Source organism: Streptomyces sp. bgisy027, from assembly GCF_057710365.1.
In genome coordinates, this window is the sequence record NZ_JBYIVZ010000008.1 from 217,999 (window position 1) to 241,844 (window position 23,846).

The following is a 23,846-nucleotide window of genomic DNA, read 5'->3' on the forward strand; positions in this document are numbered from 1 at the left end:
AGGATTGCGATACGACGATGAGGCCCCAGCCTATTGGGTGAGGAGGCTCTCCCCGCGCATGGGACACCGGCACCGGTGCCCACCCAGGGGCGCGGGGAACCGCGCGTCCAGCCACCGGCGACCGGCACCCGGCAATTCCCCCCGGCCCTGCACGGCGCTCCCCGTGAGCCGCTACGCCTTGCTGTGGGAGAACAGCTTCAGCACCGGCACGCCGACCTTGTGCCGGGCTCTCGAAGCCCAGTCCCGGTGGAAGAACTCCTCCACATAGTGCGGGTCGGTCAGCACGATCACCTCGTCCGCGCCGACCTCGTCCACCACGGCCCTGAGCGCGTCCAGCGGATGGTCCTCCAGGAGTCGCCCGTCGGCCTCCGCCCCGGCCGTGCGCAGCGCCGTGAGCGACACCTCCAGCGCCCGCTCCCCCGTGCTCAGTGCCTCTTTCCCCTCCGGGGTCTCCCCCTCCCGCACCGCCTCGTCCAGTTCACCGAGGGCGATGTCGTCGATGGCGCGCAGCAACCTGTCGGCCTGCTCACCGCGCGGCTGGAGCAGCACATGGAAGGCGACCTCCTCGTCACCGTGCAAGGTGGTGACGAACTCCACGTCGGCGGATGTCAGGGCCTTCTCGATCATCAAAACGCTTGTGAACACCGGGGCGCCCCTTCTGCGGAAACCATCCTGCCCCGCGCTGGCACGGGGACTGCGAGATTTAGTGTGCCCGGCGGAAGCTAAACGGAACGGTGGATTCCGCCGATTTCAGGATCACGGCAGCCATAGAACCCATTTCCGAGCCGACCTGACCTCACGTCCGCCGGTAGCGGCCGAACAGAAAACCCTCCTCCTCGAGCAGGGACACCAGCTCGAACCGTTTCGGGACCGCCACCGAGGGCCCGCCGGCGATGCGCTGGGCGTCGCCCGCGGTGAGCATCGGGGAGATCGTCAGACAGAGCTCGTCGAGCACTCCGGAGGCCACCAGCTGGCCGAGCAGCCGCGGCCCGCCCTCCGTCAGCAGCCGGGTGTGCCCGAGTTCGGCGAGGGCCCGGACGACCCGGACGGGGTCCGCACCGACACCGTCACCGGCGACCACCACCCGGGCACCGGCCTTCTCCGCCGCCGCCATCCGTTCGGGGGCCGCGGCGGCGCCGGTCAGGACCAGCGTGGGCACCGAGGCCGAGGTGAACAGCGGCAGGCCGAAGTCCAGGTCGAGGCTCGCGCTGATCACGGCGATGGCGGGCGCGGGCCCCTGCCCGGCCGCTTCCCGTGCCTCGGCGAACTCCGCACGCGCGCGTGCCGGGCGGTACCCCTCCTGCCGTACCGTTTCGGCACCGACGATCACGACGTCCGCCAGGGCCCGCAACGTGCCGAAGATCCGCATGTCGGCCGCGGTGGAGATCGGCTGCGAGCGCCCGTCGTGCTGGGCCGCCCCGTCCAGCGTGGACACCATGTTGGCCCGCAGCCAGGGCTGCGGGTCCCCGGGGCCGGGCTCCGGGTACGCATAGGCGACGGCCAGCTCGGCGAGGCTCCACTCACGGTCCACGAGATCACCGCCGGGAAAACCGACGGCTTCGGCCGAACCGCCGCCGGCCCCGGTCACACCGCCCGGCCCACCACCGGGCACCTCACCGGGCTCACCGGTCGCAAGCCCGCCCACGGCAGCTCCACCCCCGTCTCCCCCGGCCGAACCGCCGGAGGCCCTCGCTGCTGTTTCGTCGGTCACAGGGAACAGGCGTCGCATGTCAAGGAGTGTGTCACGGCGCTTAGCATGGTGACCCGTGTCGTCCTCCACAGCCGCGTCCAAGCCGAGCGCGATAGCCGAAGCGAGCCCGCTGTCCCTGTGCGCCCGTGAGCCGCACGTGCCCGCGGACCGGCTGGTCGCCGAGATGGTGCCACCGCCCCGCTTCGACTCGGTCCGCTTCGGCACCTACATCCCGGACCCGAACCAGCCCAGCCAGACCGAGGCGGTCGGCGTCCTTGAGGACTTCGCCGGCGGGCTCGGCGGAGCCCACGCGAGCGGCGCGGGCAGGGCCAAGCGCGGATTCCTCGGTTTCGGCCGGTCCAAGGCCCCCAAGACCCCGGCGGGCCCTCGCGGCGTCTACCTCGACGGCGGCTACGGCGTCGGCAAGACCCACCTGCTGGCCTCCCTCTGGCACGCCACCCCGGCCGAGCCGTCCCTGAAGGCGTTCGGCACGTTCGTCGAGCTGACCAACCTCGTCGGCGCCCTCGGCTTCCAGCAGACCGTGCAGACCCTCTCCGGCCACCGCCTGCTGTGCATCGACGAGTTCGAGCTCGACGACCCGGGCGACACCGTCCTCGTCTCCACCCTGCTCGGCAAGCTCGTCGACGCGGGCGTGGCGCTCGCCGCCACCTCCAACACGCTGCCCGGCAAGCTGGGTGAGGGCCGCTTCGCGGCGGCCGACTTCCTGCGCGAGATCCAGGGCCTGTCGGCCCACTTCCGCGCCCTGCGCATCGACGGCGAGGACTACCGCCACCGCGGTCTGCCCGAGGCTCCGGCGCCGTACTCCGACGAACAGGTGACGAAGGCGGCGTACGCCACCGAGGGCGCCTCGCTCGATGACTTCCCGCACCTGCTGGAGCACCTCGCCCGCGTCCACCCCAGTCGCTACGGCGCGTTGACCGATGACCTGAAGGCCGTGTGCCTCACCGGCGTGGAGCCGATCGGGGACCAGTCCACCGCCCTGCGGCTCGTGGTGCTCGCCGACCGGCTCTACGACCGTGAAGTCCCGGTCCTGGCCTCGGGGTTGCCCTTCGACCAGCTCTTCAGCGAGGAGATGCTGAAGGGCGGCTACCGCAAGAAGTACTTCCGCGCCATCTCGCGACTCACCGCGCTCGCGCGCGACGCCAAGGGCCTCGTCACCACCTGACGCCCCACCATCCGTCAACTTCCCCTGGTCAGGGGGGAGTTCCGGCCATGCCACCCGCGCGTTTCAGGCTCTCTTCAGGTTGAAACGCTAAGTTAACCCTGCAAACAACTTTGCCGGGCTAATGTGTTTCTTGACCAACGATTGACCAAGCGTTGGTACGCGCATGAGGTGTGGACCGTCTGGAGGGAGGCGCATGTTCCGAGGTACGACGGCCCGGACCGTGATTTCGACCCTCGCCGCCGTCCTGCTCGCCCTCCAGTTCTTCGCACCCGGCCCTTCCTTCGCACACGCGCATACGGTCAGTCAGGCCGAGGCCAAAGCCCTTTCCGGAATCAAGCTCTCCGGAAAGGCGCTGCGCGACGAAACCCTCATGTCCCGCGAGTGCACGCCGTCGGGTGATGGGGACCCGACCGGCCCACTGCGCACCCGGGACCGTTCACGCCTCGCCGACTGCGGGCCCACGACGCCCGACCGGCCGCCGCTCAGGCGGGACCCCGCCGCCGCGTACGCGCCCGCCATATCCGGCTCCGCGCAGCACCGCACGTCGAGACCCTCGGCGTCGCACACCCCGGCCGCGCTCCAGGTCATTCGCTGCTGAGAAGCAGAGCAGCCCCCCACCTCTGTCATGCAAACCCCGACGCGCCGACGGCGGCGCGCCAGGAGGAGTCACCACATGCAGCCCCTCATCGACAACGCCCGCATGTTCGGACAGCGCCCTGAGGAGTTCGCCAGGCTCGCCGAAGGGCAGTCTCCGCAGGTCCTGTTCATCACCTGCTCCGATTCCCGGGTCGTTCCGGCCCTGATCACGGGCGCCCGGCCCGGCGAGCTCTTCGAGCTGCGCACCGCGGGCAACATCGTCCCGCCCTACGCCTCCGAGCACCCCACCAGCGAGGCGGCGACCATCGAGTACGCCGTGGAGGTCCTCGGCGTCCGCGACGTCGTGGTCTGCGGCCACTCCCACTGCGGGGCCGTCGGCGCGCTGGTGCGCGGCGACGACCTGGACGCCGTGCCGGCCGTGCGCGACTGGCTCGCGAACGCCACCCCGCGCCCCACCGGTGCCGCCGAGGACCCGGAGGTCGCCGAGGGCGTCCAGGCCCATGTGCTGACGCAGCTGCTGCGGCTGCGCTCGTACCCGTTCATCGAGAAGAAGCTGAAGGAGCGTCAACTGGCTCTGCACGCCTGGTACTACGAGGTGCACAAGGGTGCCGTGCGCGCCCACAGCGCCGAGACCGACGCGTTCGAGGCGCTGTGATCGCCATGCTGACCAAGTTCCCCCACATACGGCAGGACTTCGCTGCCTCGCTGGTCGTCTTCCTGGTCGCGCTGCCGCTGTGCGTCGGCGTGGCCGTCGCCTCCGGGGTGCCGGCCGAGCTCGGGCTCGTCACCGGCATAGTCGGCGGCATCGTCACGGGGCTGATGCGCGGCAGCAGCCTCCAGGTCTCCGGGCCCGCCGCCGGTCTGACGGTGCTGGTCTACGAGGCCGTGCAGGAGTTCGGGCTGCCGGTCCTCGGTGTGCTGGTGCTCGCCACGGGCCTGCTCCAGCTCCTCATGGGCGCCCTGAAGCTGGGGCGCTGGTTCAGGGCCATCTCGGTCTCCGTCGTCGAGGGCATGCTGGCCGGTATCGGCCTGGTGCTCATCGCCGGCCAGCTCTACGCGGTCGCGGACGCCGAGGCGCCCGCCTCGGGTCTGGAGAAGATGGCCGGGCTGCCCGGCGCCCTCGCCGGGGCCGCCGGGAGCAACGAGGCGCTGGCCTCGATCGGACTGGGCGCCGGCGCCGTCGCCGTACTGGTGCTGTGGAAGCGGCTGCCGCGCCCGGTGCGTGCCGTTCCCGGCCCGCTCGCGGCCGTCGGGCTCGCCACGCCGGTCGCCGCGGTGTTCGCGCTGCCGGTCGCCACCGTCGAGGTCAAGGGCCTGCTGAGCTCCGTCCAGCCGCCCGGCACCGACGCCTTCGCCGAGCTCGCGAGCGTCGGCGTGCTCGCCACGATCGTCGCCTTCACCCTCATCGCGTCCGCCGAGTCGCTGTTCAGCGCGACGGCCGTGGACCGGCTGCACGACGGGCCGCGCACCGAGTACGACAGGGAACTGATGGCGCAGGGCGCGGGCAACACCGTCTGCGGTGTGCTCGGCGCGCTGCCGATGACCGCGGTCATCGTGCGCAGCTCCGCCAACGTCCAGGCCGGCGCGAGGACCAAGGCGTCCCGGGTCATGCACGGCGTGTGGCTGCTGCTGTTCGCGGCGCTGCTGCCCGCCACGCTGGCCCTGATCCCGATCCCCGCGCTGGCCGGCATCCTGGTCCACGCGGGCTTCAAGCTGATCCCCTTCCGCGGGATCGTGTCGCTGTGGCGGGGGCACCGCGGCGAGGCACTGATCCTCGTCGTCACCGCCCTGTCGATCGTCGCCGTGAACATGTTCGAGGGCGTGCTGATCGGTCTGGCCCTGTCGGTCGCCAAGACCGCCTGGGAGGCCTCGCACGCGAAGCTGGAGGTCATCGACAAGGGCGCCGGCCCCATCCAGGCGTACCTGTCGGGCAACGCGACCTTCCTCAGGCTGCCGAAGATCCTCGACAGCCTGGAGGCCCTGCCGCAGGACCGGCCGGTGGAGCTGGACCTGTCCGGGCTGCACCACCTCGACCACGCCTGCCGTACGGCCCTGGAGAACTGGGCCGAGCGCCACAGCGCGGCCGGCACGGAACCGGTGCGGGTCACGGCGCCCTGACCGTCGTATGCCCCCGGTGAAGGCATGACCGCTGGTCCGGGGCCGTTTATGGCCCCGGACCGGACTCCGGGCATATCGTTGCAGGAGCATACGGAACGGACCTCTCGGCGAGGAGGCCGTCATGGTCGAGGAAGTACTGGGCATCGTCGCGGGAGTGGCTGCCGCGGGAGCCGTGTACGTGGCGGCCGCGGCGCGCGTCGTCAAGCAGTACGAGCGCGGGGTCGTCCTGCGGCTCGGACGGCTGGCAGGAGAGGTACGGGCTCCCGGGTTCACGTTGATCGTTCCGATCGTGGACCGGCTGCACAAGGTCAACATGCAGATCGTCACGCTGCCGGTGCCGGCCCAGGAGGGCATCACCCGCGACAACGTGACCGTGCGCGTGGACGCCGTCGTGTACTTCAAGGTGATCGACCCCGCGAGCGCCCTGATCAAGGTCGAGGACTACAAGTACGCGGTGTCGCAGATGGCGCAGACGTCCCTGCGTTCGATCATCGGCAAGAGCGACCTGGACGACCTGCTCTCCAACCGTGAGAAGCTCAACCAGGGCCTTGAACTGATGATCGACAGCCCGGCCATCGGCTGGGGCGTGCAGGTGGACCGCGTCGAGATCAAGGACGTGTCGCTGCCGGAGTCGATGAAGCGCTCCATGGCCCGGCAGGCCGAGGCGGACCGCGAGCGGCGGGCCCGCATCATCAACGCCGACGCCGAGCTCCAGGCCTCCCGGAAGCTGGCCGAGGCCGCCCATCAGATGGAGGACACCCCCTCCGCGCTCCAGCTGCGCCTGCTGCAGACGGTGATGGCGGTGGCGGCGGAGAAGAACTCCACGCTGGTCCTGCCGATCCCGGTGGAGCTGCTGCGCTTCCTTGAGCGGGGCGGCGAGGAGCACGACGAGGCGCAGCCCTCGCGGCGCTACGCGGCTCCGGCCGTGGAGAGTTCCGCCGACAGGGGCGAGCAGCCGGCCGTCGAGCCGCCGGCCGAGCGGGAGATCGGGCCCCCGCCCGAGCGGGAGGTCGAGCGGACCATCGAGGACATCATCGAGGACGCCTCGGGGAAGTGACACGTGCTACGCGCGTGGTTCCAGAGGTCCGCGCCAGGTGATAGACACAGCGGGGTCACAGTCCCTGTCCGCCAGCAGGAAGGCTGCCCCATGTCCGAGAACGCGCCCGCCACGGCGTCCGGGTCCGGCTCCACGACCCGCCGTCAGCTTCTCGCCCGCACCGGGGCGTTGGGCGTCTCGATCGCCTTCGCCGGAAATCTCACCGAACTCTTCGCGGGCACCGCCGCCGCACAGACCCTGGGCCACACGGGATACGGCCCGCTGGTCCCCGACCCCGGCGGTCTGCTCGATCTGCCGGAAGGTTTCCGCTACCGAGTCCTCTCCCGTGAGGGCGACCGGCTCCGCTCGGGCGAGGGCCCGGTACCGTCCAACCACGACGGCATGACGGCCCTGCCCGGCAGAGGCGGCCGCGTCCACCTGGTCCGCAACCACGAGAACCGCGCCGACGGCAGGGTCCCGGTGCCCACGGTCACGGGCCTCACCTACGACCCGGCCGGCAAGGGCGGCTGTACGGCCCTGACACTCGACCGGCACGGCCACGTCCTGTCGGAGCGCGTCGCCGTCGCCGGTACCGCCGTGAACTGCGCGGGCGGGCCCACCCCTTGGGGCACCTGGCTGACCTGCGAGGAGACCGAGGACAAGGCCGGCACCAACGGCTACACCAAGGACCACGGCTTCATCTTCGAGGTCGATCCGTCGGACCCCTACGCCTCCGGCGCGGTCCCGCTCACCGCGATGGGCCGCTTCCAGCACGAGGCGATCGCGGTGGACCCGAAGCGCGGTGTCGTCTACGAGACCGAGGACGCCTTCCTCAGGCCCTTCGGCCTCTTCTACCGCTTCCTGCCGAACCAGCCGCGCGGCGGCCTGGGCACCCTGCGTGCGGGTGGCCGGCTGCAGGCGATGCGGGTGCCGGGCGTGCCCGACCTGTCGTCGATCCAGGAGCCGGGAGCGAGCTTCGGGAACATCGAGTGGGTCGACGTACCGGACCCGCTGGCCACGCGGACCCCCATCCGGCTCCAGGACTTCGGCCCGAAGGGCATCACGCACGCGCAGAAGCTGGAGGGCTGCTACTGGGGCGGTCGCAGCGTCTACTTCGTCTCCTCCTTCGCGCACAGCGCGGAGGGTTCGGCGGCGGACCACTACGGCCAGATCTGGCGCTACGACCCCACCTCCCGCCGCCTCACCCTGGTGATCGTCTTCGGCCCGGACACGGACGTGCAGCTGCCGGGCGAGTCCCCGGACAACATCTGTCTCGCGCCCAGCGGCGGCCTGATGGTCTGCGAGGACGGCAACGGCGCCCAGCACGTCTTCGGCGTCACCCGGCGCGGCGAGATCTACGCGATGGCGCGCAACGCGCAGAACCTGGGTACGCCCGAGGAGCCCGAGTGGGGTGAGTTCGCCGGGGTCACGTTCTCGCCGGACGGCCGGACGATGTACGTCAACTGCTACACACCGGGCACGACGTTCGCGGTGACCGGGCCCTGGCGCAAGTGACGGCCCCTTGACGGGAGTCCCTGCGGAAGCCGCCCCTCCGCGGCGTCCTCTAACCTGTGCGGCATGAACGCACCGGGGGATCTCGTCGACGGCCGCTTCGCGCTCGTGGAACGGCTCGGCAGTGGAGGTATGGGCACCGTGTGGCGGGCTCGCGACACGGTGCTCGACCGCGAGGTCGCGCTCAAGGCGGTGCGGTCCGACGCGGACACGGTCGGTGTGGTGCGCGAGCGTGTGATGCGGGAGGCGCGGGCGCTGGCCCGGCTCAGCCACCCGAACGTAGTGACGGTTCATCAGATAGTGGATGCCGAACCGCATCCGTGGATCGTGATGGAGCTGGTGCCGGGCGTCTCCCTGCAACAGCGGCTGGACGAGGGCCCGTTGACGCCCGCCGGGACGGCCCGGCTCGGCCGCCAGGTGCTCGCCGCGCTGCGGGCCGCGCACGTCGCGGGCATCCAGCACCGGGACGTCAAGCCCGCCAACATCCTGCTGCGGCCGGACGGCAGCGCGGTCCTGACCGACTTCGGCATCGCCGCCCTCCAGGGCACGACGGGGCTCACGGCCACCGGTGAACTCGTCGGCTCGCCCGAGTACATGGCGCCGGAGCGGATCCGGGGTCACGGTGACGACCCCTCCGCCGATCTCTGGTCGCTGGGCGTGGTGCTGTACGTCTGCGCCGAGGGCATCAGCCCGCTGCGCCGCCCGACCACCCTCGCCACCCTGGCCGCCGTACTCGACGACCCACTGCCTGCGCCGTCCCGCTCCGGCCCGCTGACGCCGGTGCTCGAAGCGCTGCTGGTCCGGGACCCGGCGGCCCGGCCGGACGCCGCGCGGCTGGACGCGATGCTGGCGCAGGTGGAGTCGGGGGCGACGCCGTACTGGGCCGCCCAGCCGACGATGACCGCCACCGCACCGCACCTGCCGGCGCCCACCCCCACCCGGCTGGACACCCCGCGCCCCACGGTCCCGCAGCGCACGAGCGGCACCCGGCGCCGCACACCCCTGGTGGTCGCCGCGACCGCGGTGCTGGCGATCGCCACGGCCACGGCACTCGCCCTCACCCTGCGCACCGGCGACCCGGGCAGGGCGGGTGACACGGGCGGCGACAAGGCCGGCGCCACGACGAATCCGTCGGCCACGGCGGCCACACCCGGCCCATCGGACCGGCAGACGTCCCCCGCGCCGCCACCCACCCCGAAGACCGCCGCGCCCAAGCCCTCCGGGAACCCGGCCGGCCGCTGGATCGCCCAGCTCCACTCCGAACCCGTCTCCGCGGGCATCGCCGACCGGGACCGCAGACTCACCACGATCCGCCGGTCCGTCCCGCAGGCCGAGGTGCTGCGCAGCGACGACTACGCGTCCCTGCGCGCCGGCTACTGGGTGTTCTACGCCCCCGGCCCCTTCCCCAACGGCCGTGCGGCCCTGACCTTCTGCGCCGAGCACGACCGCACCACGGTGAACAGCTGCATCGGCCGCTACCTGAGCAAGAACCCGAACGACTACGGCCTCCAGTGCCGCCCCCCGGCCTCCGCACCGACGGGCACCTGCACCCGCAAGGACGGAAACGGCTGACGGCCCCGGGCCCGCCGGGCGGGTGACACGGGCCCGGCGCACCCTTCGACATACCGAAATGGCCGTTTGATCATCATATCTTCATTCGGTGATCACTCCCGTACGAAGCGTCACCACCGCCTGCGTCCTGGGGGCGGCCCTCGTCACGCTCGCCGCATGCGGGGCGCACCACACCACCCGGGCTCCTCTTCCGGCGACCAGCGCCACCTCTCCGGGGGCCGAGCCGCCGACTCTCGCGCCCGGGCCCGCGGGCATGACGGCCGTCTTCGAGCACGGCCCGCGCGACGCGGGGCGGACCGTCGCGCTCACCTTCGACGCCGACATGACCGCCGACCAGGGGCCGCGGGCGGCGCAGGGCGAGCGGTTCGACAATCCGGGACTGATCGCGGCGCTGCGGGAGTTGAAGGTGCCGGCGACCGTGTTCATGACGGGGCGGTGGGCCGAGGAGTACCCGCGGCAGGCCCGGTCCATCGGCCGGGACCCCCTCTTCGAGGTCGCCAGCCATTCCTACAGCCACTACGCCTTCACCGACCACTGCTACGGACTGCCGACGATCGGCGAGGCGGGGATGCGGGCGGACGTGGAGCGGGCGTACTCGGTGTTCCGGAAGGTGGGGATCCGCGATGCGGTGCCGTACTTCCGGTTCCCGGGCGGGTGCCACGACCGGCGGGCCCTTCAGGCGCTGACCCCTGTCGGTGTCACGGCCGTGCAGTGGGACGTGGTGAGCGGGGACGCGTTCGCCACGGACGCCGCCGCGGTCGCCCGGGAGGTGCTGGACGGGGTGCGGCCCGGGTCCGTGGTCGTCCTGCACTGCACGCGCAGCGCCGCTCCCACGACCGAGCGGGTGGTGCGCAGCGTCGTGCCCCGGCTGCGCGCGAAGGGCTTCCGGCTGGTGAAGGTGTCCGAGCTGATCGGGGCCTCGAACGGGCGGCGGTGAGCGTCCTACGCGCCCACCGAGTACCCGGAGTCGTACAAGGGGATCACGCTCTGCGCGGTGTGCATGGGGGTCCCCCTGTTCGAGCGAAGTCGTGAACTTGGGGGAGGCAGGAGGCGCAGCGCACCGCGTGCTCAGGGTGATCTGCGGGACGTGAGCGCGCAGGCCGCCGCGATCGCCGCCGCCGTGAGCCCGGCCGCGGCCGCCAGCGGCAGTACCGGCATCGGGACCGTGCCCGAGCGGGAGCCCGTGACCAGGCCGCTGACCGCCGCCTGTGCCGGGGAACCGGTCGCCACGACGGACAGCAGGGCCGCGAGCAGCATCGCCGGCACCGCGCGGCCGGTCGAGCGCAGCACCGGCCAGGTGGTGAGGGCGCCGACGGCCGTACCCAGCAGGGCGCAGGCCAGCATGGCGAGCAGTCCGGCCGCGCCCGCCGCGAGGCGTGACAGATGCGTCCGGCTGTCCGCGCCGGCCGAGTGGCTGATCAGGGTCACGGCGACGGTCGCGACCACCCCCAGGGCCACGGCGGTGGCCAGTGCCACCAGCAGCGCGGCGAGGTGCGCCCGCCCGGGGCCGACCGCCGCGGAGACACAACTGCGGGCGGCGGGCGGTTCGTTGGTGACGCAGATCCGCACCAGCCAGGCGGCGACGGGCAGCAGCGCCGCGGCCGTGTAGCCGAGCGAATCGAGGATCGGCCGGCCGCTCTGCACGCCGATGCCGAGGAACGCGACGTACAGGATGAGCGGCGGCAGCCAGCGCTGCGAGCGGGCGAGCAGGGCGGCCTGGTATCCGAGCAGGGCGGTCATCTGCGGCTCTCGTGGTCGGGGTTCGGCTGCGGGGCCACGCTCACCACGTGCCAGGGCGGCCGGGCGGTGAGCAGGGCGCGCAGAAGGAGGTCGGAGTGGGACGCGGGCACGGTGAGTCGGTGGGTGCCGGGGGTGAGCTCCTCGGCCGAGGCGGCCGTGCGGATCGCGCCGGCGGGAGGCTGCCCGCCTTTCGGTCCCTGGACGACGACGATCACGCGCGGGCCCTCGGGCTCGGCTGACGCCGGTTCCCCGCGGAGCTCCAGCCCCGCGTCCCGCACGGTGTACGTCGCGTCGGGCGCCCCCGCCAGGCGGCGCGGGTCGTGGTCCACGAAGACCACGGCGGTGCCGCCCGCGGTCCGTTCGGCGACGGCCCGCTCCAGCTCCGCGCGGGCGTCGGTGTCGAGGCCGGTCCAGGCCTCGTCCAGCACGAGCAGCTCGGGTTCGGCGAGCAGGGCCTGCGCGACGGCGACCTTCTGGCTGCTGCCCTTCGACAACTGGGCCATGGGGGTACGGGCGTAGGGGGCGGCGCCGAGGCGGTCGAGCCAGTCGCCCGCGGCGCGCTTGGCCGCGAGGTGGGACAGGCCGTGGACCTTGCCGAGGTGGGTGAGGTAGCCGAGGGCGGTGAAGGGGAGTGCGGTGGGGAAGCGCTCGGGGACGTACGCGGTCCGGGGACGGCCGGTGATACGGCCCTCGGTCGGGGCGTCCATGCCCGCGAGGAGCCGCAGGAGGGTGGACTTGCCGGTGCCGTTGGGGCCTTCTATACGGATGAGGGTGCCGGGCAGCACGGTGAGGTGGACGGCGCGTAAGACCCATGGGCCGCGCAGGCCGTAACGGCGGCCCACGTTGTCCAGACGAAGATCGCGTTGCATGGGGGGCATCTTCTCGTACGCGCGGCTGCCGCCGAGCGGGAGCTGATCGCGCGCACGCGGCGGAGCCGCAGAATCGACACGGCCCCGCGCCCTTTAAGGTTGGCAGACGTGAGCCATGATCCGACGTCCGGCGGCGACAGCCCCTTCCGGTCCGAACCCGATGCGCGCGACGCCGCACCCCAGTTCGTGCTCCCGCTGGTCGTACGGATCGAGCGGGACGCCCCGCCCGCCCGCACCGACGCCCTGGAGACCTCCGCCCGCGCCGTGCTGACGATCCTCAGTGACGAGCGGTCGCTCGGCGAGGGCGAATGGGCCCGGGCGATCCATGACTGGCAGGACGCACGCATCCGCAAGGTCGTGCGGCGGGCCCGCGGGGCCGAGTGGCGACGGGCGGAAGGGCTGCCGGGGATCACCGTCACCGGGAAGTCGGCCGAGGTGCGGGTGTTCCCGCCGGTGCCGCTGGACGGCTGGCCCAAGGAGCTGGCGAAGCTCCAGGTCTCCGGAACCGACCTCGACGATCCTGAGCCGCCCGTCGACGCCGACCCCTCGGCGCCGGTGCTCTGGCTGAACCCCGAGCTCGACATGTCGGCCGGCAAGGCGATGGCGCAGACGGGGCACGCGGCCCAGCTCGCCTGGTGGGAGCTGTCGGACGAGGAGCGGGCCACCTGGCGTGACGCGGGGTTCCCGCTGGAGGTACGGACCGCGGACCCGGCGCGCTGGGGCGATCTGACGAGCGGTGCGCTGCCGTTGGTGCGGGACGCGGGGTTCACGGAGATCGCGCCCGGCTCGTGCACGGTCGTAGCCGACCACCCGGCGCTGCGGCGCACTCCGCGCGGTTGAACATCCCGGCCGTCCCGCCCGTACCAGCCCGTGGCGGGGCGCGGTCCCAACCTCAAATGTTGCTCTGAAGGTGGCCCCCGAGGGGTTCGGCTCCCTGCTCAGGGGCCATACCCCCGTCACATCCGACACGGAGCAGGCCGAGGAGGGGACGATGGAGCGACTGGGTACGGGAATCGGATGGCGTCCGGAGATCGCGGACGCCGTGGAACGCATGCCGGGCATCGACTGGGTCGAGACCGTCGCCGAGAACGTCTGCCCCGGCCATCTGCCGGAGTCCCTGGTACGGCTGCGGGAGCGCGGCGTCACCGTGATCCCGCACGGTGTCTCGCTGGGCCTCGGCGGCGCCGAGCGGCCGGGCGCAGGGCGGCTGGCCGCGCTCGCCGAACGGGTGGAGGCGCTGGGGTCGCCGCTGGTCACCGAGCACATCGCGTTCGTACGGGCGGGCGGCGCGCTGACCGCCTCCCCGATGCTGGAAGCCGGGCACCTGCTGCCGGTGCCGCGCACCCGGGACGCCCTCGACGTGCTGTGCGAGAACGTCCGGATCGCGCAGGACGCGCTGCCGGTGCCGCTCGCCGTGGAGAACATCGCCGCGCTGATCTCCTGGCCGGGCGAGGAGATGACCGAGGGGCAGTTCCTGTACGAGCTCGCCGACCGCACCGGCGTACGGCTGCTCATCGACGTGGCCAACCTGCACACCAACCACGTCAACCGGGGCGAGGACCCGGCCAGGGCGCTCGCCGAGCTGCCGCTGGAGGCCATCGCGTACGTCCATGTCGCGGGCGGCTTCGAGCGCGACGGTGTCTGGCACGACAGCCACGCGCACCCCGTCCCCCAGCCGGTCCTCGACGTCCTCACCGACCTCGCCTCCCGGGTGTCCCCGCCGGGGGTGCTGCTGGAGCGCGACGAGAACTTCCCCGAACCGGCCGAGCTGGAGCGGGAGTTGGGAGCGATCCGAGGGGCCTTGAAGAAGGGTGCCGCCGAGCGGACCGCTCAGAGCGGGACCCCGGCGACCGGGAGCTCACGAGAGGCGGCCCCGGTCCAGGAGGCCCCTGAGCCCGTCCGGCAGCGGCTCGGGCTGGCACAGGCCGCGCTGCTCTCCGCGCTGGTCGCCGGGACGCCCGTGCCGGAGGGGTTCGACCGGGTGCGGCTCGGTGTGCAGGCGCGGGCGCTCGCCGGGAAGCGGGCGGACGTCGTGGCGAAGGTCGCGCCGGAGCTGCCGGTGATCCTCGGCGACGGGTACCGGCGGGACTTCCTCGGATACGCGCACGGGCACCCGATGACCGGCGGCTACCGGCGCGACGCACTGGACTTCGCCGGGTATCTGCTGACCGGCGGCCGCTGCGAGGACGCGGGGGTGCGGGCCGAGTTGCGGGAGTGGTGGCTGGAGCGGTCGGGGCCCGCGCCGCGCTCCCGGCGTCCGGGGGTACGGCTGGCCCGGGCCACGCGCCGGGTGCTGCTGCGTCGGTGAGCGGGGGCGGACCATGCCGAATCCCGCTCGCCGGTGGACACGGTCGCGGCCGGCGAGTGTGCCGGGGTCAACACCGGGGCCCGCGCCATACTCCGCGCGCCCGCTTGGTCCGCGTATGGCCCCATAAAACCCTCGCCACTACTCCCTTTTCGCCCGTAAGCACCCCGCTTGCAAGCATTCGCTCCTGTACGGAAGTTGGCGTGGGCGCCGAAGTAATATGCCAACCTCATCCCCGAAGCGCACTAACGTGCGGTGCCGCAACAGGAGGCACCATGCGATCCCGCAAGCGACCCCCGATCAACGGCCGAGGCATCTTCAGCGGCACCGGGATCATCATCACGGGCCTGATGGTGACGCTACTGGCGATGATCTTCCCGATCTGGTCGTACGCCGACCGCTCCGGGACCGGCCTCGACGTGCTGAACGCCGACAGCGTCTCGACCGGCTACGGGCCGCTGTCCGCCCTCGACCGCGACTTCATCACGAAGGTCCGCCTCGCCGGGCTGTGGGAACTGCCCGCCGGCCGGCAGGCCCTGCAGAAGGGCACCGCCCCGGCCGTACGGACCGCCGGTGAACATCTCGTCGAGGGGCACGCTTTCCTGGACGAGCGGGTGCGCGACGTCGCGGCCGAGCTGAGCCTCCAGCTGCCCAACGAGCCGAGCGAGCAGCAGCAGGAGTGGCTGGCGACCCTGAACGCCGCCCAGGGCGTGGAGTACGACAGCCGGTTCGCGAACATCCTGCGGCTGGCGCACGGCAAGGTGTTCTCCGTCGTCGCCCAGGTCCGGGCCGGTACGCGCAACTCTCTCGTGCGCAAGCTCGCCGACGACGCCAACACCACCGTCCTGGACCACATCACGGTCCTGGAGGCCACCGGCTACGTCGACTACGAGGCCCTGGCACGGGACATGGTCGCCGACAGCACCCCGCCGCTGACCCCGTCCCCCGCCCCGCCGGGCCCGACGTCCGATCCCGCTCCGGCCGTCCCGATGACGCCGCCCCCGTCGCCGGGGTACACCCTGCCGTCGGCCGCCAGCAGCCCGCGCCCGGAAGGCGGCTCCGGGGACTCCTGACGCCTCGCCCGGCCGATCCGGAACGTCACATCCCGGCAACTCTCTGTCCGCATGGTGAACAAGGCATGGCGCCGCACAGAGCCTTGGCATAGAAACGCGGCATGTTCTGGGTGCTTCTTCTGCTGCTGGCCTGGGCCGTCGCCGGCACGGCGTGCACGCGGCTGTGCCTGGCCGCCGTGCACGCCGCGGCCATGGAAACGAAAGAGGCGACCGCGGCCCGGGACCACGATCTGACGCTGTACGAGGCCGCGTTCCTGTCCGGCGGCCCCCGCAGGGTCGCCGATCTGACGCTGGTCTCCATGGCGCGCCAGCGGCGGCTGCTGCTCGCGCGCACGGGCTGGGCGACCGTCGTCGATCCGCGCGGCCGGGACGAGATGGAACGCTCGGTGATAGGGGCCATCGGGCCCGAGGGCCAGTCCCTGATCGAGCCGGTGCGGGACGCCGCGGCCGCCGCCGACGCGGTGGGCAGCCTCGGCGACCGGCTGGTCAGCGCAGGGCTCGCCGTGCCCGCCGGAGCGCGTGACGACATAGGCGCCGCGATCCGTCAGGTGCGGCTCGCCGCCGCGGTCGTGGCGGCGCTCGGCGCGATCGCCCTGCTGGCGCCCGCCCAGTCGGACATGCCGGCACACCTGGTCGCGCTGTGGTTCGCGCTGCCGTTCGTGCTCACCCTGAGCTGTCTGACCGTCGCCCGCATCGAGATCCAGCCGTACGCGCGTTGGGCCTCCCCGGCCGGGCAGCGGCTGCTCAGTGCGCTGGTGCGGCACTCCGGGGGCGGCGGCGACCGTACTTACCTCACGTCCGTGGCCGTGCGGGGCGTGCGCGCGATCGGGGAGCCGGACCTGCGCGCCGCCTTCGCGCACCGCGAGCAGCACCACGAGGCGATGCACCGGCGCGACTGACGGCGCCGTAAGTCGATAACGCATAGGGGGCATTGCGGCGACTTCGGCGAGGCGGTGCTTGCCTTCATCAACAGACGAACCAAATATCCCTTTTGTTGCTGCCGTGCACCGAAGGGAAACGCCATGCGAGCTGCCGCCCTCTACTCGGCCGCGGGGGCCATGCTCCTGTCCGCTCTCTCCCTGGCCCCGGCCGCAGGCGCCGGGGCGGCTCCCAGAGCGGACGAGCGGCACGGCACGACGGTGGCCGCCGCACGCGCCGAGGCCGCCGGCATCACCTTCGGGCGCTGCCCCAAGGAGCAGGGCCTGCCCGGCACCGTGCGGTGCGGCACGGTGCCCGTCCCGCTGGACTACGCACACCCCGACGGCAAGCAGATCCGGCTGCTGGTCAGCCGTGCGCAGGCCACGCACAAGGACCCGCACAACAGCAAGCGCCGGGTGCCGGGCAAGGGCGCCCTGGTCTACAACCCGGGCGGACCCGGCGCCTCCGGCATCCAGTTCCCGCTGATCGGGGTCGTCCCGGCGTGGAAGCGGCTCGCGGCCGCGTACGACCTGGTCGGCTACGCCCCGCGCGGCGTGGGACCCTCGGCGCCGCTGTCCTGCCAGGACCCCAAGCAGTACTTCAAGGTGCCCTCGCAGGCGCCGACGTTCCCCTCGGAGGCGTACAAGAAGGAACGCGTCGCCCGGGCGAAGGCGTACGCGCGCGGCTGCGCCCAGCGCGCCGGCAGCGCCCTGCAGCACTACAACTCGCTCAACAACGCCCGTGATCTGGACGTCCTGCGCGCCGCGTTGGGCGAGGAGAAGCTGACGTTCATCGGCGCCTCGTACGGCACCTACTTCGGCGCGCTGTACGCGCACCTCTTCCCCCAGCACGTGCGGCGGATGGTGTTCGACTCCGCGGTGAACCCGGACCCGAAGCAGATCTGGTACCACAACAACCTCGCGCAGTCGGCCGCGTTCGAGGGCCGCTGGGCGGACTTCCGGGAGTGGGTCGCCGAGCACGACGACGTGTACGGGCTCGGCATCACCGCCGACGCGGTGCTGGCCAACTACGAGAAGGTGCGCACCCGGCTCGCGACGCGGCCGGCCGGGGGGAAGATCGGGCCGGGGCAGCTGCAGGAGGCGTTCCTCCAGGCCGGCTACTACGACGACTACTGGCCCTCTCGGGCGCAGGCCCTGTCGGCGTATCTGAAGGGCGACGCGAAGCCGCTGGTGGAGCTGGCCTCGCCGGTGCCGGAGGCGGCGGCCGAGGAGGAGAACACGAACGCGGTCTACACCGCCGTGGAGTGCAACGACGCGCCCTGGCCGACGGACTGGGCGACCTGGGACCGGGACAACACCCGGCTCGCGCGTGTGGCGCCGTTCGAGACCTGGGACAACGCGTGGATGAACCTGCCGTGCGCCTTCTGGAAGGCCCCCCGGCAGCAGCCGGTCGACGTGCGGACCGGTCCCGGTGAGCTGCCTCCGACGCTGATCCTGGCCGCCGAGCGGGATGCCGCGACCCCGTACGACGGGGCGCTGGAGATGCACCGGCGGCTCGCGGGCTCGGTCCTGGTGACCGAGCGGGACGCCGGGACGCACGGCATCGCGTACGGCCCGAACGCCTGCGTCAACGGCCACATCGACGCGTATCTGCTGGAGGGCCGTCTGCCGGCGCGGCACGCCTCGTGCGAGGGGCACCCGGAGCCGAAGCCGGAGCGGGCGGGCGAGCGCAAGGCGAAGAAGCCCGCCGCTCAGCACAAGGACCACCGCGAGACCGCGGCCCGTCCGTAGCCGGCAAGGCTCACGCGGCGAAGCCCCGCACCCCAAGCGACGGGGTGCGGGGCTTCGCCGTGCCACCGGCTAGGCGAGTCCGGCGACCAGTTCGGCCACGGACTTGCGGCGGCCGGTGTAGAACGGCACTTCCTCACGGACGTGCATCCGGGCCTCGGAGGCGCGCAGGTGACGCATGAGGTCGACGATGCGGTAGAGCTCGTCGGCCTCGAAGGCGAGGATCCACTCGTAGTCGCCCAGCGAGAACGAGGCGACCGTGTTGGCGCGGACGTCCGGGTAGCCACGGGCCATCTTGCCGTGGTCGGCGAGCATGCGGCGGCGGTCCTCGTCGGGCAGCAGGTACCAGTCGTAGGAGCGCACGAAGGGGTAGACGCTGACGTAGTTGCGCGGCGTCTCGTCGGCGAGGAACGCCGGGATGTGCGAGCGGTTGAACTCGGCGGGGCGGTGCAGCGCCATGTTCGACCAGACCGGTTCGAGCGCGCGGCCCAGCCTGGTGCGGCGGAAGAGGTTGTACGCGTCCTGGAGCTGGTCGCTGGTCTCCGCGTGCCACCAGATCATGACGTCGGCGTCGGCGCGCAGGCCGGACACGTCGTAGGTGCCGCGGATCGTCACGTCCTTGGCGGCGAGCTGGTCGAACAGCTCCTGGACCTCGTCGGCGTAGCCCGCGCGGTCCTCGGGGAGCACGTCCTTCAGCTTGAAGACCGACCAGAGGGTGTAGCGGATGACCTCGTTGAGGTCCTTGGCCAGCTTGCCCTTGTTCGGGATCCTGCCGGACTCGGTGGTGGAGGCGTCGTCACTCATGCCCCTATTCTCCCGCTCCGCCGTGCAGACTCTGCACCGGGTCGGCGGTGAGCTCCTGCACGCCCGCCCGTCGCGCACCACCGCCCTCGGCCGAAGCGCTTCGCGCTGCACCTTTTGATTCCAGATCGCCGTCGAGCCGGTCCACGGCGGCGTACGCGCTCGCGATGCACGCCGGGATGCCCACGCCGTCGTACTGCGCGCCGCACACCGCGAGGCCCGGCACCCGGGCGACGTGCTCGCGGACGCGGGCCACGCGCGCGTGGTGGCCGACCGGGTACTGCGGCAGGCCGTCGGTCCAGCGGGTCACACGGGTCTGAAGCGGGGTGGCGTCGAGGCCGGTGGCCTCCTTCAGGTCCCGGCGCGAGACATCGACGAGATCGGCGTCCTCGCGGCCCAGGATCTCCGTCTCGCCGTACCGCCCGACCGACGTGCGCAGGACGATCGTGTCCGGGTCCTCGTCGGCGATCCAGCCCCACTTCTGGGAGGCGAACGTCGACGCCTTGATGGTGCGCCCGTCGACCGGCGGCACGAGGAAGCCGCTGCCCGCCGGGAGCCCGGCGTCGGCGCGGCGGTAGGCGAGGGTGATCAGGGCCATGGAGGCGTACTCGACGCCCTCCAGCTCGGCGGCGGCCCCGGGCACCTCGGCGCGCAGCAGGGCGGCGGCGGCCAGGGCGGGCACGGCGACGACGACCGCGTCGGCTCGCAGCACCCGGTCACCGGCGACCACGCGCCAGCCGCCGGACGCCTCGCGGCGCAGCTCGGTCACCGGCGCCCCGGTCACGATCTCGCCGCCCCGCGCACGCACCGACTCCGCGACGGCGAGCGGGAGCCGGCCCACGCCGCCCTCGATCCCCATGAACACCGGCCCGGTCTGCTGGTTCGCCGCGGCCTTGGCCTGGATCTCGCGGACCGCCTCGGTGAGCGAGTCGTGGGTCAGTGCGGCCTGGTAGAGCTGCGGGACCGCGGAGCGCAGCGAGATGCGGTACGCGTCGCCGGCGTAGACACCGCCCAGCAGCGGTTCGACGAGGCGGTCGACGACCTCGCGGCCCAGGCGTGCCGCCACGTACGCGCCGACCGCCACGTCGTCGCCGACCTCGGTGCGCGGCAGGTCGGCGTCGCGCTCGATACGGGCGAGCCCTTCGTCGGACAGGACTCCGGCGAGGGCGCCGGCGGTGCCGGGGATGCCCATCACATGCCCCTTGGGCATGGGGCGCAGGGCGCCACGGGTCCAGATCGCTGCGCTCGCACTGGCCGGCGGCTGAAGCCGCTCGGCGAGGCCCGCCTCCCGCGCGAGGGCGATCGCCTCGGGGCGGCGGGCCAGCATCGACTCGGCGCCGAGGTCCACGCGCACGCCCGCGATCTCGCCGGGCAGCAGCTTGCCGCCGACCCGGTCCGAGGCCTCCAGGACGGTCACGCGTCTGCCGCGGTCCAGCAGCCGGTGGGCGGCTGCCAGTCCGGCGATCCCGCCGCCGACGACCACGACATGACCGGGCCGTACGGGGTCGTCGCCCGTGCGTGTGTCCTCGCTGTGCTCGCGCATGATCCCACTCTCTCAAACGCCACTGACACGACTGCCAGGGCCGTACGGCCCCGTCGCGCCGCCGCCCGGCCCCGGGTCGTCCGCCGCGTGTGCCCGCCCCGAGTCCCGACCGTGACCGCATCGGGACCGTTTCCGGCCAACGTTCCGAGGGGTCCCCGCGTCGAAGGAGCGTCAGTCGTCACGACGACCCTCGGGGGTACGCCCACATGCGCACACGACGTTCCGCACGACCTGTTCATGCCCTGGCCGGCCTCCTGCTGGCCACCGCCCTCGCGCTCACCGGCTGCAGCGCCGCGAACGACTCGGGCGGCGACAGCAAGGCCGCCGCCGGCGAGGCCGCCCGGGCGGACTCCGACGCAGGCGCGAATTCCGACGCAGGCGCCAAGGAGGGCGCGCCCGGCGCCGGCTCCGACGCCGGCCGGGCCACCGCGCCTGCCAAGGTCACCGCGAGCCACATCATCCGCACCGCCTCGCTGACCGTGCAGGTCAAGGAGGTGCCGAAGGCCCTCGACGAGGCCCGTGCGACCGCCGAGAACGCGGGCGGCTACGTCGGCAACGAGACCACCACCCGCGACGAGGAGGGCCACGAGCACACCCGGGTCGTGCTGCGCGTGCCCGTCGACAAGTACGCCGAGGTCCTCGCGGACCTGGAGGGCGCGGGCAAGCTGATCGAGCGCAGCGCCAAGGCGCAGGACGTCACCGACCAGGTCGTGGACGTGGAGAGCCGCGTCAAGTCGCAGCAGGCCAGCGTGGCCCGGATCCGTGAGCTGATGGACCAGGCGACCAAGCTCAGCGACGTGGTGACGCTGGAGGGCGAGCTGAGCCGCCGGCAGGCCGACCTGGAGTCGCTGCTGGCCCAGCAGGCGTCGCTGAAGGACCGCACGAGCCTCGCGACGATCTCGCTGACCCTCTCCGAGACGCCGGTGAAGAAGGCCGCGAAGGACGACGACCCGGGCTTCCTGGACGCGCTCGCGGGTGGCTGGAACGCGTTCGTGACGATGCTGCGCTGGATCGCGGTGGCGTTCGGCGCGCTGCTGCCGTTCGCGGCGGTGGCGGCGCTGCTCCTCCTGCTGTGGCTGAAGGTCCTGCGCCCCCGGCTGCCGCGCCGCCCGGCGACCGTGCCCGCGAGCCCCGTGCCGGGCCCGCTGCCGGCGGCCCGTCCCGCTCCGCGCCCCACGCACGCGGGCGACGAGCAGAGCGGCGGACAGGACTGAAATTCCCTGCCCCCGTAGCGTGTTCGCATGAACATGAGCGCTGCGAGGGGTGTGCCGGGCGAGCGGGAGCGGCTGGTGGTGATCGGCGGCGACGCCGCGGGGATGTCCGCGGCGTCGCAGGCGCGCCGCCTGAGGAGCGCCGAGGAGCTGGAGATCGTGGCCTTCGAGCGCGGGCACTTCACCTCCTTCTCGGCGTGCGGCATCCCGTACTGGGTGGGCGGCGAGGTGCCCGAACGGGACCGACTGATCGCCCGTACGGCCGAGGAGCACCGGGCGCGGGACATCGACCTGCGCATGCGCACGGAGGTCGTGGAGATCGACGTGGCCGGCGGCCGGGTACGCGCGCGTGACGTCGATTCCGGCGCCGAGTCCTGGACGTCGTACGACAAGCTCGTGATCGCGACCGGTGCCCGTCCCATCCGCCCCGACATGCCGGGCGCCGACGCCCCCGGTGTGCACGGCGTGCAGACCCTCGACGACGGCCAGGCCCTGATCGACCGCCTGGCACGCACGCGTGGCCGTCGCGCGGTGGTGGTCGGCGCCGGCTACATCGGCGTCGAGATGGCCGAGGCCCTCATCAACCGCGGCTACGAGGTCACGGTCGTCAACCGCGGCAGCGAGCCCATGTCCACCCTCGACCCGGACATGGGGCGCCTGGTGCACGAGGCGATGGAGGGCCTCGGCATCACCATGGTCGACGACGCCGCGGTCACCAAGATCCTCACCGGCGACGACGGCGCCGTCCGCGCGGTCGCCACCGAGGACGCCGAGTACCCCGCGGACGTCGTCGTCCTCGGCATCGGAGTCCGCCCGGAGACCGCCCTCGCACGGGCCGCGGGCCTCCCCCTGGGCGACCACGGCGGCCTGCTGACCGACCTCGCCATGCGGGTCCGCGGCCACGAGAACATCTGGGCGGGCGGCGACTGCGTCGAGGTCCTCGACCTGGTCTCCGGCCGGGAACGCCACGTCCCCCTCGGCACCCACGCCAACAAGCACGGCCAGATCATCGGCACGAACGCGGCGGGCGGCTACGCCACGTTCCCCGGTGTGGTCGGCACGGCCGTCAGCAAGGTCTGCGACCTGGAGATCGCCCGCACGGGCCTGCGCGAGAAGGACGCGCGCAGGGCGGGCCTGCAGTACGTGACGGCCACGATCGAGTCCACGAGCCGCGCCGGATACTTCCCGGGTGCCTCCTTCATGACGGTCAAGATGATCGCCGAACGCCGCACGGGACGCCTGCTGGGCGTACAGATCGTGGGCCGCGAGGGCGCGGGCAAGAGGGTCGACATCGCGGCGGTCGCCCTGACGGCCGGCATGACGGTGGAACAGATGACGGCCCTGGACCTCGGCTATGCACCTCCGTTCTCCCCGGTCTGGGACCCGGTTCTGGTAGCGGCCAGAAAGGCAGCGAAGGCAGTGAACGCCAGACCTTCATGACAGACCGCGCCACCAACCCCCCAAGGGGCGCGGGGCTGTATCGATTTGCGGCTCCGCCGCGTGGGCGCGACCGGCCACGACGGACCCGCACCCGCCGAACGACCCGCGCCCCCGGGCGACTAGGCGGACCCGTTGATCCTCTCGATGGCCTGCCGGGCCTGCTCGGCCGGCGGCCGGGACGGCAACGAGGAAACCGACGCACTCACACTCGGCGGCATCGCGGCAGCGGCGGCGGCAGCGGGCTGCTCCCCGGCCGGCTTCGCATGCGCCGCGGCGGGCCGGGCCGACCGCAGCCGGTGGCTCACGGCCTCGTCCAGCGTCACCGGCCGCTGCATCTGCGACGCGAGCCGGCCGGCCTCCTGACCCAGCCGCGCCACGTCTTCCCACGGCAGCCGCACCACCACCGCGATCTCGGCCTCCCCGTCGGGCAGCGCGTGAATCGGAGGAGTAACTCGGTCGTTCATCGCCTGTTCCTCACGTAGACCCC

General features: G+C 72.7%; 22 protein-coding genes. 15 read left to right on the forward strand and 7 right to left on the reverse strand.

The features are described 5' to 3' along the window. Nucleotides 1–171: 171 nt before the first annotated feature. Nucleotides 172–645, reverse strand: coding sequence for an indole-3-glycerol phosphate synthase (locus AC3ETA_RS11350; RefSeq protein WP_185932892.1), 474 nt, complete (start codon nucleotides 643–645; stop codon nucleotides 172–174). Nucleotides 646–796: 151 nt separating this feature from the next. After that, nucleotides 797–1,729 (reverse strand): pyrimidine reductase family protein, encoded by a 933-nt coding sequence (locus tag AC3ETA_RS11355; RefSeq protein ID WP_432192708.1) that lies wholly within the window; start codon nucleotides 1,727–1,729, stop codon nucleotides 797–799. A gap of 37 nt (nucleotides 1,730–1,766) precedes the next feature. Here AC3ETA_RS11355 and zapE point away from each other — a divergent pair, with 37 nt between their 5' ends. From zapE to AC3ETA_RS11395, 8 genes are all read left to right on the forward strand, one after another. Beyond that, a complete protein-coding gene (gene zapE, locus AC3ETA_RS11360) occupies nucleotides 1,767–2,876 on the forward strand; it encodes a cell division protein ZapE (RefSeq protein WP_432192709.1) in 1,110 nt (369 codons plus the stop codon). Nucleotides 2,877–3,069: 193 nt separating this feature from the next. After that, nucleotides 3,070–3,474, forward strand: a complete 405-nt coding sequence (locus tag AC3ETA_RS11365) for a hypothetical protein (protein ID WP_432192710.1) — start codon at nucleotides 3,070–3,072, stop codon at nucleotides 3,472–3,474. A 75-nt stretch (nucleotides 3,475–3,549) separates the two neighbouring features. Beyond that, a complete protein-coding gene (locus AC3ETA_RS11370) occupies nucleotides 3,550–4,128 on the forward strand; it encodes a carbonic anhydrase (RefSeq protein WP_432192711.1) in 579 nt (192 codons plus the stop codon). 5 nt (nucleotides 4,129–4,133) lie between these two features. Further along, on the forward strand, nucleotides 4,134–5,591 hold the full coding sequence (locus tag AC3ETA_RS11375) for a SulP family inorganic anion transporter (protein ID WP_432192712.1): 1,458 nt from the start codon (nucleotides 4,134–4,136) through the stop codon (nucleotides 5,589–5,591). 121 nt (nucleotides 5,592–5,712) lie between these two features. Then, nucleotides 5,713–6,648 carry a slipin family protein gene (locus AC3ETA_RS11380; protein ID WP_432192713.1) on the forward strand — a complete coding sequence of 312 codons (936 nt, stop codon included), beginning with the start codon at nucleotides 5,713–5,715 and terminating at the stop codon, nucleotides 6,646–6,648. 90 nt (nucleotides 6,649–6,738) lie between these two features. After that, on the forward strand, nucleotides 6,739–8,142 hold the full coding sequence (locus tag AC3ETA_RS11385; protein WP_432192714.1) for a PhoX family protein: 1,404 nt from the start codon (nucleotides 6,739–6,741) through the stop codon (nucleotides 8,140–8,142). 63 nt (nucleotides 8,143–8,205) lie between these two features. Next, nucleotides 8,206–9,711: a serine/threonine-protein kinase gene (locus tag AC3ETA_RS11390; RefSeq protein WP_432192715.1), complete on the forward strand. Its 1,506-nt coding sequence runs from the start codon at nucleotides 8,206–8,208 to the stop codon at nucleotides 9,709–9,711. An 88-nt stretch (nucleotides 9,712–9,799) separates the two neighbouring features. Beyond that, nucleotides 9,800–10,648: a polysaccharide deacetylase family protein gene (locus AC3ETA_RS11395; protein WP_432192716.1), complete on the forward strand. Its 849-nt coding sequence runs from the start codon at nucleotides 9,800–9,802 to the stop codon at nucleotides 10,646–10,648. Between the two features lie 131 nt (nucleotides 10,649–10,779). On the opposite strand, the gene AC3ETA_RS11400 is transcribed toward AC3ETA_RS11395, so the two are convergent. Continuing rightward, the gene (locus AC3ETA_RS11400; protein ID WP_432192717.1) at nucleotides 10,780–11,451 is read right to left on the reverse strand and encodes an ABC transporter; all 672 of its coding nucleotides are present in this window, start codon (nucleotides 11,449–11,451) and stop codon (nucleotides 10,780–10,782) included. Next, nucleotides 11,448–12,320 carry an ABC transporter ATP-binding protein gene (locus tag AC3ETA_RS11405; protein ID WP_432192718.1) on the reverse strand — a complete coding sequence of 291 codons (873 nt, stop codon included), beginning with the start codon at nucleotides 12,318–12,320 and terminating at the stop codon, nucleotides 11,448–11,450. Before AC3ETA_RS11405 ends, AC3ETA_RS11400 begins: the two co-directional genes overlap by 4 nt. A gap of 108 nt (nucleotides 12,321–12,428) precedes the next feature. Here AC3ETA_RS11405 and AC3ETA_RS11410 point away from each other — a divergent pair, with 108 nt between their 5' ends. The 5 genes from AC3ETA_RS11410 (at nucleotide 12,429) to AC3ETA_RS11430 (ending at nucleotide 18,367) form a co-directional block, all read left to right on the forward strand. Further along, nucleotides 12,429–13,160 (forward strand): aminoacyl-tRNA hydrolase, encoded by a 732-nt coding sequence (locus AC3ETA_RS11410; protein WP_432192719.1) that lies wholly within the window; start codon nucleotides 12,429–12,431, stop codon nucleotides 13,158–13,160. A gap of 151 nt (nucleotides 13,161–13,311) precedes the next feature. Beyond that, entirely contained in the window at nucleotides 13,312–14,628 is a 1,317-nt protein-coding gene (locus AC3ETA_RS11415) for an MbnB/TglH/ChrH family RiPP precursor modification enzyme (RefSeq protein ID WP_432192720.1), read from the forward strand. 272 nt (nucleotides 14,629–14,900) lie between these two features. After that, nucleotides 14,901–15,698 (forward strand): DUF4142 domain-containing protein, encoded by a 798-nt coding sequence (locus AC3ETA_RS11420; protein WP_432192721.1) that lies wholly within the window; start codon nucleotides 14,901–14,903, stop codon nucleotides 15,696–15,698. A gap of 101 nt (nucleotides 15,699–15,799) precedes the next feature. Continuing rightward, complete coding sequence (locus AC3ETA_RS11425; protein WP_432192722.1) at nucleotides 15,800–16,597, forward strand: TIGR04222 domain-containing membrane protein; 798 nt, start codon at nucleotides 15,800–15,802, stop codon at nucleotides 16,595–16,597. Between the two features lie 123 nt (nucleotides 16,598–16,720). After that, nucleotides 16,721–18,367, forward strand: coding sequence for an alpha/beta hydrolase (locus tag AC3ETA_RS11430; RefSeq protein WP_432192723.1), 1,647 nt, complete (start codon nucleotides 16,721–16,723; stop codon nucleotides 18,365–18,367). Nucleotides 18,368–18,436: 69 nt separating this feature from the next. On the opposite strand, the gene hemQ is transcribed toward AC3ETA_RS11430, so the two are convergent. Both hemQ and hemG read right to left on the reverse strand, forming a co-directional pair. Beyond that, a complete protein-coding gene (hemQ, locus tag AC3ETA_RS11435) occupies nucleotides 18,437–19,168 on the reverse strand; it encodes a hydrogen peroxide-dependent heme synthase (protein ID WP_432192724.1) in 732 nt (243 codons plus the stop codon). A gap of 4 nt (nucleotides 19,169–19,172) precedes the next feature. Next, nucleotides 19,173–20,708: a protoporphyrinogen oxidase gene (gene hemG / locus AC3ETA_RS11440; protein ID WP_432192725.1), complete on the reverse strand. Its 1,536-nt coding sequence runs from the start codon at nucleotides 20,706–20,708 to the stop codon at nucleotides 19,173–19,175. 206 nt (nucleotides 20,709–20,914) lie between these two features. On the opposite strand from hemG, the gene AC3ETA_RS11445 reads away from it, so the two are divergent. Both AC3ETA_RS11445 and AC3ETA_RS11450 read left to right on the forward strand, forming a co-directional pair. Further along, nucleotides 20,915–21,922, forward strand: a complete 1,008-nt coding sequence (locus AC3ETA_RS11445; RefSeq protein WP_432192726.1) for a DUF4349 domain-containing protein — start codon at nucleotides 20,915–20,917, stop codon at nucleotides 21,920–21,922. A 27-nt stretch (nucleotides 21,923–21,949) separates the two neighbouring features. After that, the gene (locus tag AC3ETA_RS11450) at nucleotides 21,950–23,359 is read left to right on the forward strand and encodes an FAD-dependent oxidoreductase (RefSeq protein WP_432192727.1); all 1,410 of its coding nucleotides are present in this window, start codon (nucleotides 21,950–21,952) and stop codon (nucleotides 23,357–23,359) included. Between the two features lie 119 nt (nucleotides 23,360–23,478). Here AC3ETA_RS11450 and AC3ETA_RS11455 read toward each other — a convergent pair whose 3' ends face one another. Continuing rightward, nucleotides 23,479–23,823, reverse strand: coding sequence for a hypothetical protein (locus AC3ETA_RS11455; protein ID WP_176575121.1), 345 nt, complete (start codon nucleotides 23,821–23,823; stop codon nucleotides 23,479–23,481). Nucleotides 23,824–23,846 lie beyond the last annotated feature (23 nt).